General features: G+C 69.6%; 14 protein-coding genes, 1 tRNA gene and 2 other RNA genes. 10 read left to right on the top strand and 7 right to left on the bottom strand.

Annotated features, from left to right (window positions below):
- The 6 genes from IB228_RS13065 to IB228_RS13090 all read left to right on the top strand — a co-directional run bounded on the left by IB228_RS13065 (nt 1) and on the right by IB228_RS13090 (nt 4,018).
- The gene (locus IB228_RS13065; protein WP_192198817.1) at nt 1-756 is read left to right on the top strand and encodes an MBL fold metallo-hydrolase; all 756 of its coding nucleotides are present in this window, start codon (nt 1-3) and stop codon (nt 754-756) included.
- Nucleotides 753-1,769 (top strand): GTP 3',8-cyclase MoaA, encoded by a 1,017-nt coding sequence (gene moaA, locus IB228_RS13070; RefSeq protein WP_343227079.1) that lies wholly within the window; start codon nt 753-755, stop codon nt 1,767-1,769. The genes IB228_RS13065 and moaA overlap by 4 nt, the downstream gene beginning before the upstream one ends.
- A gap of 62 nt (nt 1,770-1,831) precedes the next feature.
- On the top strand, nt 1,832-2,323 hold the full coding sequence (gene moaC / locus IB228_RS13075; protein WP_192198818.1) for a cyclic pyranopterin monophosphate synthase MoaC: 492 nt from the start codon (nt 1,832-1,834) through the stop codon (nt 2,321-2,323).
- A complete protein-coding gene (locus IB228_RS13080) occupies nt 2,320-2,565 on the top strand; it encodes a MoaD/ThiS family protein (RefSeq protein ID WP_183637679.1) in 246 nt (81 codons plus the stop codon). The genes moaC and IB228_RS13080 overlap by 4 nt, the downstream gene beginning before the upstream one ends.
- A gap of 3 nt (nt 2,566-2,568) precedes the next feature.
- Entirely contained in the window at nt 2,569-2,997 is a 429-nt protein-coding gene (locus IB228_RS13085) for a molybdenum cofactor biosynthesis protein MoaE (RefSeq protein WP_192198819.1), read from the top strand.
- A 37-nt stretch (nt 2,998-3,034) separates the two neighbouring features.
- The gene (locus IB228_RS13090; RefSeq protein ID WP_192198820.1) at nt 3,035-4,018 is read left to right on the top strand and encodes a YncE family protein; all 984 of its coding nucleotides are present in this window, start codon (nt 3,035-3,037) and stop codon (nt 4,016-4,018) included.
- 452 nt (nt 4,019-4,470) lie between these two features.
- On the opposite strand, the gene ffs is transcribed toward IB228_RS13090, so the two are convergent.
- The 4 genes from ffs to IB228_RS13110 form a co-directional block, all read right to left on the bottom strand.
- An RNA gene (gene ffs, locus IB228_RS13095) (signal recognition particle sRNA small type) lies at nt 4,471-4,567 on the bottom strand.
- Nucleotides 4,568-4,620: 53 nt separating this feature from the next.
- Nucleotides 4,621-4,740, bottom strand: a non-coding RNA gene (locus tag IB228_RS13100) — RtT sRNA.
- Between the two features lie 40 nt (nt 4,741-4,780).
- A tRNA-Ser gene (locus IB228_RS13105) sits at nt 4,781-4,873 on the bottom strand.
- A gap of 82 nt (nt 4,874-4,955) precedes the next feature.
- Nucleotides 4,956-5,807 (bottom strand): hypothetical protein, encoded by an 852-nt coding sequence (locus IB228_RS13110; RefSeq protein ID WP_192198821.1) that lies wholly within the window; start codon nt 5,805-5,807, stop codon nt 4,956-4,958.
- Between the two features lie 98 nt (nt 5,808-5,905).
- On the opposite strand from IB228_RS13110, the gene dnaX reads away from it, so the two are divergent.
- The 4 genes from dnaX to IB228_RS13130 all read left to right on the top strand — a co-directional run bounded on the left by dnaX (nt 5,906) and on the right by IB228_RS13130 (nt 9,315).
- Nucleotides 5,906-7,750, top strand: coding sequence for a DNA polymerase III subunit gamma/tau (dnaX, locus tag IB228_RS13115; protein WP_192198822.1), 1,845 nt, complete (start codon nt 5,906-5,908; stop codon nt 7,748-7,750).
- Nucleotides 7,751-7,756: 6 nt separating this feature from the next.
- Entirely contained in the window at nt 7,757-8,077 is a 321-nt protein-coding gene (locus IB228_RS13120) for a YbaB/EbfC family nucleoid-associated protein (RefSeq protein ID WP_141456287.1), read from the top strand.
- Nucleotides 8,078-8,198: 121 nt separating this feature from the next.
- Nucleotides 8,199-8,795, top strand: a complete 597-nt coding sequence (gene recR / locus IB228_RS13125) for a recombination mediator RecR (RefSeq protein ID WP_183637662.1) — start codon at nt 8,199-8,201, stop codon at nt 8,793-8,795.
- A gap of 157 nt (nt 8,796-8,952) precedes the next feature.
- Entirely contained in the window at nt 8,953-9,315 is a 363-nt protein-coding gene (locus tag IB228_RS13130) for a histidine triad nucleotide-binding protein (RefSeq protein WP_192198823.1), read from the top strand.
- A 228-nt stretch (nt 9,316-9,543) separates the two neighbouring features.
- On the opposite strand, the gene IB228_RS13135 is transcribed toward IB228_RS13130, so the two are convergent.
- From IB228_RS13135 to IB228_RS13145, 3 genes are read right to left on the bottom strand one after another with little or no spacing between them, the layout of a single operon-like run.
- Entirely contained in the window at nt 9,544-10,065 is a 522-nt protein-coding gene (locus tag IB228_RS13135) for a Slp family lipoprotein (RefSeq protein WP_183637658.1), read from the bottom strand.
- Between the two features lie 11 nt (nt 10,066-10,076).
- A complete protein-coding gene (locus tag IB228_RS13140) occupies nt 10,077-12,026 on the bottom strand; it encodes a DUF3488 and transglutaminase-like domain-containing protein (RefSeq protein WP_192198824.1) in 1,950 nt (649 codons plus the stop codon).
- On the bottom strand, nt 12,019-12,978 hold the full coding sequence (locus IB228_RS13145; protein WP_192198825.1) for a DUF58 domain-containing protein: 960 nt from the start codon (nt 12,976-12,978) through the stop codon (nt 12,019-12,021). Before IB228_RS13145 ends, IB228_RS13140 begins: the two co-directional genes overlap by 8 nt.
- Nucleotides 12,979-12,981: the final 3 nt, after the last annotated feature.

The raw sequence follows: 12,981 nt of genomic DNA on the forward strand, positions 1-12,981 counted from the left end.
ATGGACTGGCGGCTGCGCTTCCATGGCGTGGGCAGTGCGACGGCGGTGGCGCTGGGGTCGGCGATGGCCACGATCGAGCGCGACGGCCGCCCCTGGCTGACCGTCGACTGCGGCGGCGAAGGCCTGACCGCGTTCCTCGAACACTATGGCGAATGGCCGCAGGCGCTGTTCGTGACCCATGTGCACCTGGATCATGTGGCCGGCTTCGAGCGCCTGTTCGTCGGCCACTATTTCGAGCCTTCGCGCCGGGGCCGCGTACGCCTGTACGTGCCCGCGCCGGTGGTGCCACTGCTGCACCAGCGCGTGGGCGAGTATCCCAACGTGCTGGCCGAGGGCGGCGCCAATTTCTGGGACGCGTTCCAGCTGATTCCGGTCGGCGGCGCGTTCTGGCACGAGGGTGTGCGGCTGGAGGCATTTCCGGTGCGCCACCACTGGCCGGAGACCGCGTTCGGCCTGCGCCTGCCCGGCAGCCTGGTGTGGACCGGCGACACCCGGCCGATTCCGGAGATGCTGGCACGCTTCGCCGATGCCGATGAAGTGATCGCGCACGATTGCGCGCTGCACGGCAATCCCTCGCACAGCGGGATCGAGGATCTGGAACGCGAGTACCCGCCGGCGTTGCTGGCGCGCTGCGTGCTGTACCACTACGCCAGCGCCGCCGATGGCGCGGCGATGCGCGGGCGTGGTCACCAGGTCGCCGAACCCGGGCAGACGCTGTCGTTGAAGCCGCCGCGCGATGGGATGGAAGCGCGGTGAACGCGATCCCGCCGCCGCCGGAAGATCGCCTGGGCCGGCCGTTGCGCGACCTGCGCCTGTCGGTGATCGAAGCGTGCAACTTCCGTTGCGGCTATTGCATGCCGGCCGACCGGGTGCCGGACGACTATGGGCTGGACGCCGCCTCGCGGCTGTCCTTCGACCAGATCGAAACGCTGGTGCGTGCCTTCATTTCGCTGGGCGTCACCAAGCTGCGCCTCACCGGCGGCGAGCCGCTGCTGCGCAAGGGCCTGCCGGATCTGGTCGCCCGCCTGACCCGCCTGCCGGGCCTGGACGACGTGGCGCTGACCACCAACGGCACGCTGCTGCGCGCGCAGGCGGCGGCATTGAAGCAGGCCGGCCTGCGTCGCCTGACCGTCAGCCTGGATGCGCTGGATCCGGACGTGTTCGCAGCCATGTCCGGCGGCCGCGGCCGCGTGCAGGACGTGCTGGCCGGCATCGACGCGGCGGTGGCGGCCGGATTCGAGCGGCTCAAGATCAACTGCGTGGTCCAGCGCGGCCTCAACGAGCGGCAGGTGCTGCCGCTGCTGGAACACTTCCGCGGCAGCGGCCACGTGGTGCGCTTCATCGAGTACATGGACGTGGGCACCCGCAACGGCTGGCGGCGCGACCAGATGGTGCCGTCGGCGGAACTGCGCGATCGCATCGCCGCGCGCTGGCCGCTGCATCCGGTGCAGGCCAACTACCGCGGCGAGGTGGCCGAGCGACACGCCTTTGACGACGGCCAGGGCGAAATCGGTTTCGTCAGTTCGGTCAGCGCGCCGTTCTGCGGCGACTGCCACCGGGCGCGGGTGTCGGCCGACGGCCACCTGTATACCTGCCTGTTCGCCAGCGAGGGCGCCGACCTGCGCCCGGCGCTGGCACGGGGCGAGCACGAGCTGACGACGCACGTGGCCTCGCTGTGGCGCTCGCGCGAGGACCGCTACAGCGAGCAGCGCGGCCAGGCCGGCGCCCGCCATGGCCGGCCGGTCGAGATGTACCTGATCGGCGGCTGATCCCGGATGTGCGCCGCCCGCGCCGGACGCTACCATGTGCGGCCTGGACCGCATGCCGACCCATGAAGAAACCGACCCCCGCGTTGACGCATCTCGACGCCGCCGGACGCCCGGCGATGGTGGACGTGTCCGCCAAGCCGGCGACCGCGCGCGAGGCGAGCGCGGAATGCCGGGTGAAGTTTCCGGCCGCCGTCGCGCAGCAACTGCGCGCCAATGGCCTGCGCAGCGCCAAGGGCGGCATCGTCGATACCGCCATCATCGCCGGCACCATGGCGGTCAAGCGCACGCACGAACTGATTCCGTTCTGCCATCCGCTGCCCATCGACGGCTGCCGCATCGCCATCGACTGGCATGACGAGCGCAGCCTGGACATCCGCTGCTCGGTGCGCACCATCCATCGCACCGGCGTGGAGATGGAGGCGTTGACCGGCGCCACCGTGGCCGCGCTGACCGTGTACGACATGTGCAAGGCGCTGTCACACGCCATCGTGCTGGGACCGGCGCGGCTGCTCGGCAAGCGCGGCGGCAAACGCGACGTGGGGACGCTGGCATGAGCCGGCGGCTGATCGTGCGTTACTTCGCCAGCCTGCGCGATGCCGCCGGCGTGGCCGAGGAAACCCTGATCACCGGCGCGCCGGATCTGCGCGGCGTCTACGCCGAGTTGCAGGCGCGCCACGGCTTCCGTCTGCCCGTCGCCCACCTGCGCGTGGCGGTGGACGGGGATTTCGCCCGTTGGGAGGACGCACCGCGCGAAGGCAGCGAGGTCGCGTTCATTCCGCCGGTGAGCGGAGGCTGAGCCATGCCGCGTTTTGCCCTGAGCGACATTCCGTTCGATCCGGCGCCGTTGCGCTCGGCGTTGCTGGACGAGCGCGCCGGCGCGTTCGCCGCCTTCGAAGGCTGGGTACGCAACCACAACGATGGCCGCGCCGTGAACGGCTTGCGTTATGAAGCCTATGTGGAACTGGCGGAGAAGGAAGGCGAGCGGATCCTGGCCGAAGCCTGCGAACGGTTCGCCATCCACGACGCGCGCTGCGTGCACCGGATCGGCGAACTGGCCATCGGCGACCTCGCGGTCTGGGTCGGAGTGAACGCCGGCCATCGCGACGCGGCCTTCGCCGCCTGCCGCTGGATCATCGACGAAGTGAAATCGCGCGTGCCGATCTGGAAGCACGAACGCTATGTGGCCGGCGATGCCGGCTGGTTGCACCCGACACCAACAACGGATTGAGGAAAGGATGCTTACGCGGAACAGGGGACAGGGACGTTTGCTGTTGTGGTTGGCGTTGTGCGCGCCGTTGTCCGGATGGTGCGCGGATCTGCTGGTCAGCAACCAGTCCGCCGACAGCGTCTGGCGGTTGTCCGCGCAGGACGGTCGCAAGCGCGGGGAATACCGCACCGGCGATTCGCCGCATGAAATCGCGATCTCGCCGGACGGCCGCACCGCGGTGGTCAGCAACTACGGCAGCGAAGTGTCCGGCAGTACGCTGTCGGTGCTGGACCTGCACGCAGGCCGCCCGACCCGCACCATCGATCTGGGCACCCATGGCGCGCCGCACGGCATCCGTTTCCTGGACGCCGGGCGCGTGGTGGTCACCGCCGAGGGCAGCGCCAGCCTGCTGCTGGTGGACGTGGACGAAGGCAAGGTGACCCGCGCCATCGATATCGGCGACGGCATCGGCCACATGCTGGCCGTCAGCGCGGATCGTCGCCATGCCTACGTCAGCAAGCTGGGACGCGGCACGGTCAGCCGCGTCGATCTGGTGGCGGGCAAGCTCCTGCTGGAGCGACCGGCGGGCAAGGGCGCCGAAGGCATCGCCCTGCGCCCGGATGGCCTGGAACTGTGGGTCGCCAATCGCGACGAGGGCACCGTGACCGTGCACGATCCCAACACGCTGGCGGTGCGGCGGCGCATGTCCAGCCGCGGCTTTCCGTTGCGCGTGGCGTTCACCTCCGATGGGCGCCATGCCTGCGTGGTCAACGCCCGCAACGCCGAACTCCAGGTCTTCGACGCCCGCACCAAGCTCGCGCTGACCCGCGTGCCGCTGACGCGCGAAGGCATGGACATCCGCGACACCGCCCTGGGCCGAGGTGCACTGCCGATCGGCATCACCGTCGATCCGGTGAAACCTCGCGCCTACATCGCGCTCAGTGGCGGTGATCGCATCGCCGTGGTGGACACCCAGAAATGGCAGGTCATCGATTACTGGGTCACCGGCCGCGAACCCGGCGCGGTGGTCCTGTTCCCGTAGAGCGGAGCTCGCTCCGCTTGAACGGTCCGAGTACCGGTGACCTTCTGCCGTCGAGCAAGCTCGGCGCTACAGGAATCTCCACGCCCCGTAGAGCGGAGCTTGCTCCGCTTGAACGGTCCGAATACCGGTGACCTTCCGCCGCCGAGCAAGCTCGGCGCTACAGGAATCTCCACGCGCCGTAGAGCGGAGCTTGCTCCGCTTGAACGGTCCGCATACCGGTGACCTTCCGCCGCCGAGCAAGCTCGGCGCTACAGGAATCTCCACGCCCGTAGAGCGGAGCTTGCTCCGCTTGAACGGTCCGAATACCGGTGACCTTGCGTCGCCGAGCAAGCTCGGCGCTACAGGAATCTCCACGCCCCGTAGAGCGGAGCTTGCTCCGCTTGAACGGTCCGAGTACCGGTGACCTTCCGCCGCCGAGCAAGCTCGGTGCTACAGGGTCGGAAAAGGCGATGACCCCGCCGGTTGACCTCGGCGCCCGCATCAGTCGATACCGTTGCTGCCTTCCGGCCCTGGCGGGGTTTTCAACCTAGCGTCGCGAGGGACCGACGGGGTCACCATAGACGAGGGCCGCGCTGCGCGCGGCCCGTGTATTGCTCGAAATCTGGCGGAGAGAGGGGGATTCACTCGGCGCTGCGCACCTCGCCCTGCGGGCGGCTTCGCCGTGCAAACCGCTGCGCGGTTTGTCGAACCCGGGGTTCTCACCCCCTCTCCAAGTCCCGGCGAAACATCACGGACATGGAGCCTTCACTACGTCATTCAATCTGGCGGAGAGAGGGGGATTCGAACCCCCGAAGCGCGGTTTAGACGCTTACACACTTTCCAGGCGTGCTCCTTCAACCACTCGGACACCTCTCCGGGTCCCCAGGGACCGGCCGGTCCGCGGGGAGTCGGGCATTCTACGGAATTTCCCCGGGCAGGGCAAAAACATCCGGAGGGTTCACCGGGCCTCGCACTGGACGTCGTAGGCGGAGACGGTGGGCGGCTCGTCGCCGAGCGTGGTCACGTGCAGTTGCGCGCCGTCGGCACGTTCATAGTTCACCGCGCAGAAGCCATAGCCGGTGCCGGAGCAGGTCTCGAATTCGGTCAGGCCCTTGGCGCGATAACCCGCGGCGGCGTCGAAGCGGTCTTCCTCGTCCGTCGCCGCTGGCGGAGCCGGGTGCCAGCCCGCCTTGGCCAGGACCTTTCGGGTTTCCGGGATGTCCATGCCACGGAGATTGGGAATCACCAGGTTGCCGCAGAATGTTTCCCGTTCAGCCACCGCCACCACTTCAATGGCGTCCGCGCTGAAGCGGAGGTCGGCCTGGGCCAGGTTGGGGGGCGTCCGGTCGGTGATCCGGACCCGATCCGGCAACGTCGTCCCGGCGACGCCACCAATCGGACCGCCCACATATTCGTCCTCGGCCGGATCGCCATACACGATGGCCGCCAGCGCCGGGCCGCGGAACACGAACACGTTGCCGTCGGCGATCAAGCAGGTGCCGCTGGTGCCTTCGCCCCCGCGGCTGAAGGCGCCCACGCTGGTATACCCGCCGCCCTGGACCTCGCTGGTGACGTACCAGCCGCGCGCGGCGACGGCGCGGCCGGCCGTGGTCTTCGGTTCGGTGACCTGCATCCGGCAGAAATGGCCTTCCTCCAGCACCTGCGGCTTGCGTGGCGCGGGCAGCGCGTCGCGGGCGGCGATATGCAGGCCCTTGACCTCGCTGCGGACCGCCGGCGCGGCGGCGCTGGCCGAAAACACGGTGAACAGCAGGCAGCAGGCGGCCGGAACGGCCCGAAAACGATGGAACATGCGGATCCCTGTCATGGACGCGTCCGGCGTCCGTCCTGGCCGGCAGTGTATCCATCGGTTCCGGCCTTGACCGCGACCGGGTGTGGCAAAATCCACCGATGAGCTATCTCGTCCTCGCCCGCAAGTGGCGTCCGAAGCGCTTCGCCGAACTGGTGGGGCAGGAACACGTGGTCCGCGCGCTCAGCAACGCGCTGGACACCGGCCGCGTCCATCACGCCTTCCTGTTCACCGGTACCCGCGGCGTCGGCAAGACCACGATCGCCCGCATCTTCGCCAAGTCGCTGAATTGCGAGAAGGGCACCAGTGCCGATCCCTGCGGCCAGTGTGCGGCCTGCCTGGACATCGACGCCGGCCGCTACATCGATCTGCTGGAAATCGACGCCGCGTCCAACACCGGCGTGGACGACGTCCGCGAGGTGATCGAGAACGCGCAATACATGCCCTCGCGCGGCAAGTTCAAGGTCTACCTGATCGACGAAGTGCACATGCTGTCGAAGGCGGCGTTCAACGCGCTGCTGAAGACGCTGGAAGAGCCGCCGGAACACGTCAAGTTCCTGCTCGCCACCACCGATCCGCAGAAGCTGCCGGTGACGGTGCTGTCGCGCTGCCTGCAGTTCAACCTCAAGCGGCTGGAAGAGCCGCAGATCGCCGGCCAGATCGCCAAGATCCTGGGTGCCGAAGGCATCGAGGCCGACGACGGCGCGATCCGCCAGATCGCCAAGGCCGCCGACGGCAGCCTGCGCGACGGCCTGTCGCTGCTGGATCAGGCCATCGCCTATGCCGGCGGCGCGTTGCGCGACGAGGGCGTGCGCACCATGCTCGGCACGGTCGATCGCACCCAGGTCGGCGCGATGCTGGAGGCGCTGGCCGAAGGTGATGGCGAACGCCTGTTGCAGGTGGTCGCCGCGCTGGCCGATTTCTCGCCCGACTGGGATGGCGTGCTGGAAGCGCTCGCCGAAGCGCTGCATCGCATCCAGGTGCGCCAACTGGTGCCCGGCGCCGGCGCGGACGGCGAGGGCGTGGATGCGGATAGATTCGCATCGCAACTGCGGCCGGAAGTGGTGCAGCTGTGGTACCAGATGGCGCTTGGCGGACGTCGCGATCTGCCGCTGGCGCCCAGCGCCCGCGCCGGTTTCGAAATGAGCGTGCTGCGCATGCTGGCGTTCCGCCCGGCGCCCGCGACGGGCGAGGGCAAGGGCGAAGCCGTGCCGACGACGCGGCAAGCGGCGTCGATGCCCGCCGCGACGACGAGCGCCGCTTCCAAACCTTCGGAAACCGCGCCCGTGCGCGCGGTGGCCGACCAGGCAGCCCCCGCCGCCACACCGCGACCCGCTGCCGCGCCGATGCCCGCGCCGGCCGCCGATGACGACACGCCGCCGTGGCCGGTCGAACCGTCGCGCGCCGTGTCTTCCGCGCCGGCGGCGATTGCGCCTTCCCAGGCGATGGCACCGCCACCATCGGCACCGGCCCCGGTCGCCGCAACCCCGACATCGACGCCGAAGCAGGAAGCCCATCCCGCCGATCGCGACTTCGCCTTTTCCTCCGACATCGGCATCACCAACGCCGATGTATGGATGCACTTCGCCAGCAACAGCGAACTGAAGGGCGCCACCCGCCAACTGGTCGAGAACGCGGCGTTCGTCGGCTACGACAGCGGCGTGCTGCAGCTGTCGCTGGATCCGGGCTTCGACTACCTGCGCTCGGAGCGTTCCGTCCGCGATCTCGGCGACGCCATCGCCCAGCGCTACGGCACCGCGCCGAAGATCGTGTTCCAGGCCGCGCCGGCGGGCTCGGAAACGCTGCGCCAGCGCACCGACCGTGAACGCGGCGAACAGCAGATCGCCGCCGAGCAGGATTTCATGAACCACCCGGACGTGCAGCGCCTGATCGAGCAACACGGCGCGAAGGTCGTACCGGATTCCATCCGTCCATTCGAAGAGTAAGCACACATGCGTGGAAACATCGCCCAACTCATGCAGCAGGCGCAGAAGATGCAGGAAAACCTGCAACGCGCCCAGGAAGAGATCGCCAAGCTGGAAATCACCGGCAACGCCGGCGGCGGCATGGTCAGCGTGACCCTCACCGGCGCCAAGGAGTGCCGCAAGGTCCGCATCGATCCGTCGCTGCTCGGTGACCAGGAAATGCTGGAGGATCTGGTGGCCGCCGCCTTCAACGACGCCTCCAACAAGATCGACGCCGAATCCAAGTCGCGCATGGGCGCGCTGACCGCCGGCATGCCGATGCCGCCGGGCATGAAGCTGCCGTTCTGAGCCCACGGGTGGACGACGTGCCGACGGGTTTCGATGAACGCCCGCCGCGCGTGAACCGCTTCCGACGGATGCATGCCATGCCGCCCGCCGCGCCGGGCGGCTTCTTTTCCTTCGCACGTCCATGTCCCTGTCCCTGCTCGAACAACTGATCGAATCCCTGCGCGTGCTGCCGGGCGTGGGCCAGAAGACCGCCCAGCGCATGGCCTACCACCTGCTGGAGCGCGAACGCGAGGGCGGCAAGCACCTGGCCGAGACCTTGTCCGTGGCGCTGGAGCGGATCGGGCATTGCAGCCAGTGCCGCGATTTCACCGAGGGCGAGATCTGCGCGATCTGCGCCAGCGGCAGCCGCGATCGGCACCTGCTGTGCGCGGTGGAATCGCCCGCCGATCGACTCGCCATCGAGCAGGCCACCGGCTATCGCGGGGTGTACTTCATCCTGCAGGGCCGGCTGTCGCCGCTGGACGGCATCGGCCCGCGCGAACTGGGCCTGGAACAGCTCGGCGAACGCCTGAAGCAGGGCGAGATCAGCGAGCTGATCATCGCCACCAATCCCACCGTGGAAGGCGAGGCCACCGCGCACTACCTCGCGCAGCTGGCCCGCCAGCACAACGTCAAACCCAGCCGCCTGGCCCACGGCGTGCCGCTGGGTGGCGAACTGGAATACGTGGATCGCGGCACCCTCTCGCACGCCTTCGGCTCGCGCAGCGAGATGCCCTGAAGCACTTCCACCCTGTCTTGTGGGAGCGACGTAAGTCGCGATAGCTCTGGTCGGTTTCGTCTGTTCAACCCGCCATCGCGACTCACGTCGCTCCCACAATGCATCGATGTCGACCGCCAGGCACTATGCTTGCACCCACCCCATCCCGGACCGCGCCATGACCCAGAACGACACCCTGTTCGGCAAGATCCTCCGCCGCGAGATTCCCGCCACCATCGTCTACGAAGACGATGAGGTGCTCGGTTTCAAGGACATCGCGCCGCAGGCACCGGTGCACGTGCTGTTCATTCCGAAGCAGCTGCTGATTCCCACCATGGACGACCTGTTGCCGGAACAGGCCGCGCTGGTCGGCAAGCTGGTGCTGGCGGCGGCCGAATACGCGCGCCGCGAAGGCTTCGCCCAGGACGGCTACCGGGTGGTGATGAACTGCCGCGAACACGCCGGGCAGACCGTGTTCCACCTGCATCTGCACCTGCTGGCCGGCGCCCCGCTGGGCCACTTCGGCGTCCCCGGCCGCTGATCTTCCACGCGGTGCCCACCGCAAGCCGTCATTCCAGCGCAAGCTGGAATCCATGTCCGCGCGATGCCCGGACACTCGGCGTGGTTCCCCCTCCCGGGAAAATGGATTCCGTCATTCGCCGGAATGACGAGGAAAGGGGCAGTCCAGTGATGTGGGACACGACCAAAGAAAAACGCCGCTCGATGAGCGGCGTTTTGCATCCGGCCAATCCTCAGGCCACGGAGGCGATCACCACCAGCCCCAATAACCCCAGCGCGGTCCCCAGTAGGGACCCCAGAACGGGTCATAGAACGGCGACGGACGCACTTCGACCTCGCGGACTTCCGGCCACAGGTAGACCACGTCGGCGTCCACCCTCGGCAGGCGGTAGTCGTACTCGCCGATGCGGGTGTTCTCGTAGCTGTTGATGCGGCCGACGAAAGTCACTTCGCGGCCCGGCGCGAACACGGCCGGATCGTAGAAGCCGGAGCGGCAGGCGAGGAAGCGGCCGTCGGTCGCGTCCGGCGCCGATTCCATCGGCCGGCCGGTGGCGTTCAGCGGACGCGAGACCAGCTGGAAGCAGGTGCTGTCCTGGCCTGGCTTGGTTTCGATGATGCGGCCGCCCCAGCGCACCTGCGAACCCACCTGCGCGCCGGCGACGGCATCGCGCGGCGTGACCGGGGTGAAGGTGCCTTGCAGTGGTTGCGGGGCGGTGGCGCAGGCGGCGAGGGCCGCGACGGCGCCGGCTAGCATGAGGTGACGAAGTTTCATGGAAATCTCCTTCAGGGCCGATGGCGGCGCAGGTCGCGAACCAGCGCGGGAATGTCGCTCACGGCGGCAGCGTAGCGCGCCTCGGCGAAACGTTGGCTGAGCGGCACCAGCACCGCGCCGGCGGCCGGATGGCTGGCGGCGACCCGTCGCGCCCAGTCCAGCGCCGGCTCGTGGGGCTGGCGGCCCAGTCCGATCCGCGCGTAGCGCGCGCCCAGCGCGTGCCAGGCCCGCAGCAAGGGATCGCGCTCGCGTTCGCCGCGGGCCAGCAACCAGGCCATCGCACCCACGGCAAGCAGCGCGGCCAGCGCGAACAACGCGCCCAGCCGGCTGGCGTCCAGCGGGGGAAGACCCAGCGCCCTGAGCATGTGCTGCTGGCGGCGGGCGTCGAAACCCAGCACCAGATCGTTCCAGCCGCGCCGCAGCCAGTCGCCGGCGTCGAACAGCGGATTGCGCTGGAACACCGCGCCGGTGTCCGCGCCCAGGCGATCTTCCAGCGTGTCGAAGATCCGCTCCGGCGCCACCGCGGCGGTGGGGTCCACACGCACCCAGCCGCGCTGCGGCAGCCACACCTCGCTCCAGGCATGCGCATCCATCTTGCGCACGATCCAGTAGTCGCCGAAACGGTTGCGATAGCCGCCGGCGTAACCCACCACGACCCGCGCCGGAATGCCCGAGGCGCGCATCAGCGTGGTGAACGCGGAACTGAAATGCTCGCAGTACCCGCGCTGCTGGTCGAACAGGAACTCGTCGACCGCGTCGCGTCCGGGCAGCGGCGTATCCAGGGTGTAGCCGAAGTCGCGCCGGATCCATTCCAGCGCGCGCCGCACGATGGCCGGATCGTCGCCGCCGGCTTCGCGCCGCCACTGCTGCGCCAGTGCATGGGTCCGCGGATTCAGGCCGGCCGGCAACGCCAGGGCACGTTCGCGCAATGGCGCAGGCAGTCGGGTGTCGAAGCGCGACGGCGGCGCCGAAGCCACGCGCCAACGGGTGACGCCGTTCATGGGCTGCGTGGCCACCAGCGCCCGATCCCGATCCAGTTGCGCATCGGCGGGGGTGGACACCGGCAGATCCAGCGCCACCAGCCAGCGCTGCTCGGTCGGTTCCACCATCATCTCGTAGTCCCAGCGCGGTGCCTGTGCCGACACCGCCGGCGCCGCCGGCAAGGTCGCGATCCACGGCGAGCGCGTCCACTCGCGACCGTCGTAGTCCCACAGCACCAGTCCGCGCCAGTACATCTCCTCCGGCCTCGGCACCGCGCCGAAGAACTGCACGCGCAGGGCCGGGTTGTCGTCGGCCATCAGGTCCAGCCAGCCGCCCGGCGACATCCGATCGGACAATCCCGGCTGGGCCAGCGCGCGCTCGGGTACACCCCACAGCGGGGAAGGAAAGCGCGGGAAGAACCAGAACGTCGCCAGCATCAGCGGCAATCCGATCAGCAGCAACCGGCCCACCCGCCACAGGCGCTGGCGCAGGGACACGCGCGGCATCGGCGCATCGGCTTCCGCGTCGGCCAGTTGCGACAGCGCCAGCAGGCCCGCCGCCACGCCGAGCGCGGCCAGCAGCAGGGTGAGCGGTCCCTGGTCCAGCAGGAACGCCGAGAACGGCGCGAACAGCGCGAATCCCAGCAGGCTGCGCGCATCGCGCAGGCTCACCGTCTCCGCCGGCTTCAGCGCCAGCATCGCCGCCAGCAGCGCGCATCCGGTGTCGCGGCCGAAGCGCATGCCCATCACCGCCAGCACCGCGCCGATGATCAGCAGTGCCAGCAGCAACCGCAGCGGGCCGGGCAGCGCGCGCCGCCAGGACAGCGCGGTCGTCGCCACCGCCAGCGCGCCGATGCCGGCCGCCACTCCGGCCGGCAACTGGATCAACAGCGCCAGCAGGCACAGCCCGGTCGCAAGCAGCGCCCACAGGCGACTGCCGGCGTCCAGCGTCCCGGCGCGGGGCGTGGCGGCCTTAGCCATGCGGCAACAACGCCAGTGCGCGCAGGCAGGCATGCCGGTGCGCGGGGCCGCGCGAGGGGCCCAGCGCGACGTCGCCGGGCAACCGGAGCCGGTAGCGGCGGCCCTCGCGCTCGGCCAGATCCACCCAGTGGGCGAGCCGGCGGATGCGTTGTTCGCCCGGCAGCGCGGCCAGCGCCGACCACGCCAGATCCACTTCCAGGCCCACCGGCTGTTCGAACTCGCGCACCAGCAGGTGCTCGCGCCGCGCGGAGGGCTTCCAGGCAATCGCGCGCAACGGATCCCCGGCGCGGTAGGCGCGCAGATGGTGCACGTCGTCGCCGCTGGCCTGGCGCCGGGCGCGGCTGCCGCCACCCTCCGAGTCGGGCAGGGGAGGACCGTTCGGTTCCGGCGACGGATACACCAGCAGCCACTGGCGCGGCCAGAACCAGGCCCAGGCGCGCGCCAGGCCAAGCGGTTGCGTGGTCCAGATCTCCAGCCGATCCGGATCCAGCCAGCCGCGGCGCGTCGTGGGCACGATCAGTTCCGCCACCACCGCGTCTCCGGTGATCACCGGCACGCCGCCGGCGATCTCCAGGCACGAGAGCCGCAGTCCGCGGCGCTCGCGCTGATCGCGCGTGGACAGCGCGACCTGCACCCGCAGCGGTTGCCCGGCCGGCACCGGTTCGGCGGACACCGCGTCCAGCTGCAGGCCGGACAGTTGCAGGTGCGCGGCGATCAGGCTGGCCAGCCCGGCCGAGGCCAGCAACAGCGCCAGCAGCAACGCCGGGTTGTTGTTGTAGTTGAGCGCGCCGACCAGCATGGCGGTCACCAGCACCGCATAGAACAGCCCGAAACGCGTGGGCAGCACATACACCCGGCGACGGTCCAGCCGGGCCGGCAGGGGCTCGGACTGGCGCGGCCGCGCGAACCGCGACAGGCGCCGGCGCAACCGTTGCCGCAGCGTGTCCGCCATCGA

The organism is Pseudoxanthomonas sp. PXM04, from assembly GCF_014851695.1.
Taxonomy (GTDB): domain Bacteria; phylum Pseudomonadota; class Gammaproteobacteria; order Xanthomonadales; family Xanthomonadaceae; genus Pseudoxanthomonas_A; species Pseudoxanthomonas_A beigongshangi.

Coding starts and splice junctions, on each gene's coding strand:
- IB228_RS13065 (WP_192198817.1), top strand. CDS start 1: ATGGACTGGCGGCTGCGCTTCCATGGCGTGGGCAGTGCGACGGCGGTG.
- moaC (WP_192198818.1), top strand. CDS start 1,832: ATGAAGAAACCGACCCCCGCGTTGACGCATCTCGACGCCGCCGGACGC.
- IB228_RS13080 (WP_183637679.1), top strand. CDS start 2,320: ATGAGCCGGCGGCTGATCGTGCGTTACTTCGCCAGCCTGCGCGATGCC.
- IB228_RS13085 (WP_192198819.1), top strand. CDS start 2,569: ATGCCGCGTTTTGCCCTGAGCGACATTCCGTTCGATCCGGCGCCGTTG.
- IB228_RS13110 (WP_192198821.1), bottom strand. CDS start 5,807: ATGTTCCATCGTTTTCGGGCCGTTCCGGCCGCCTGCTGCCTGCTGTTC.
- dnaX (WP_192198822.1), top strand. CDS start 5,906: ATGAGCTATCTCGTCCTCGCCCGCAAGTGGCGTCCGAAGCGCTTCGCC.
- IB228_RS13120 (WP_141456287.1), top strand. CDS start 7,757: ATGCGTGGAAACATCGCCCAACTCATGCAGCAGGCGCAGAAGATGCAG.
- recR (WP_183637662.1), top strand. CDS start 8,199: ATGTCCCTGTCCCTGCTCGAACAACTGATCGAATCCCTGCGCGTGCTG.
- IB228_RS13130 (WP_192198823.1), top strand. CDS start 8,953: ATGACCCAGAACGACACCCTGTTCGGCAAGATCCTCCGCCGCGAGATT.
- IB228_RS13135 (WP_183637658.1), bottom strand. CDS start 10,065: ATGAAACTTCGTCACCTCATGCTAGCCGGCGCCGTCGCGGCCCTCGCC.
- IB228_RS13140 (WP_192198824.1), bottom strand. CDS start 12,026: ATGGCTAAGGCCGCCACGCCCCGCGCCGGGACGCTGGACGCCGGCAGT.
- IB228_RS13145 (WP_192198825.1), bottom strand. CDS start 12,978: ATGGCGGACACGCTGCGGCAACGGTTGCGCCGGCGCCTGTCGCGGTTC.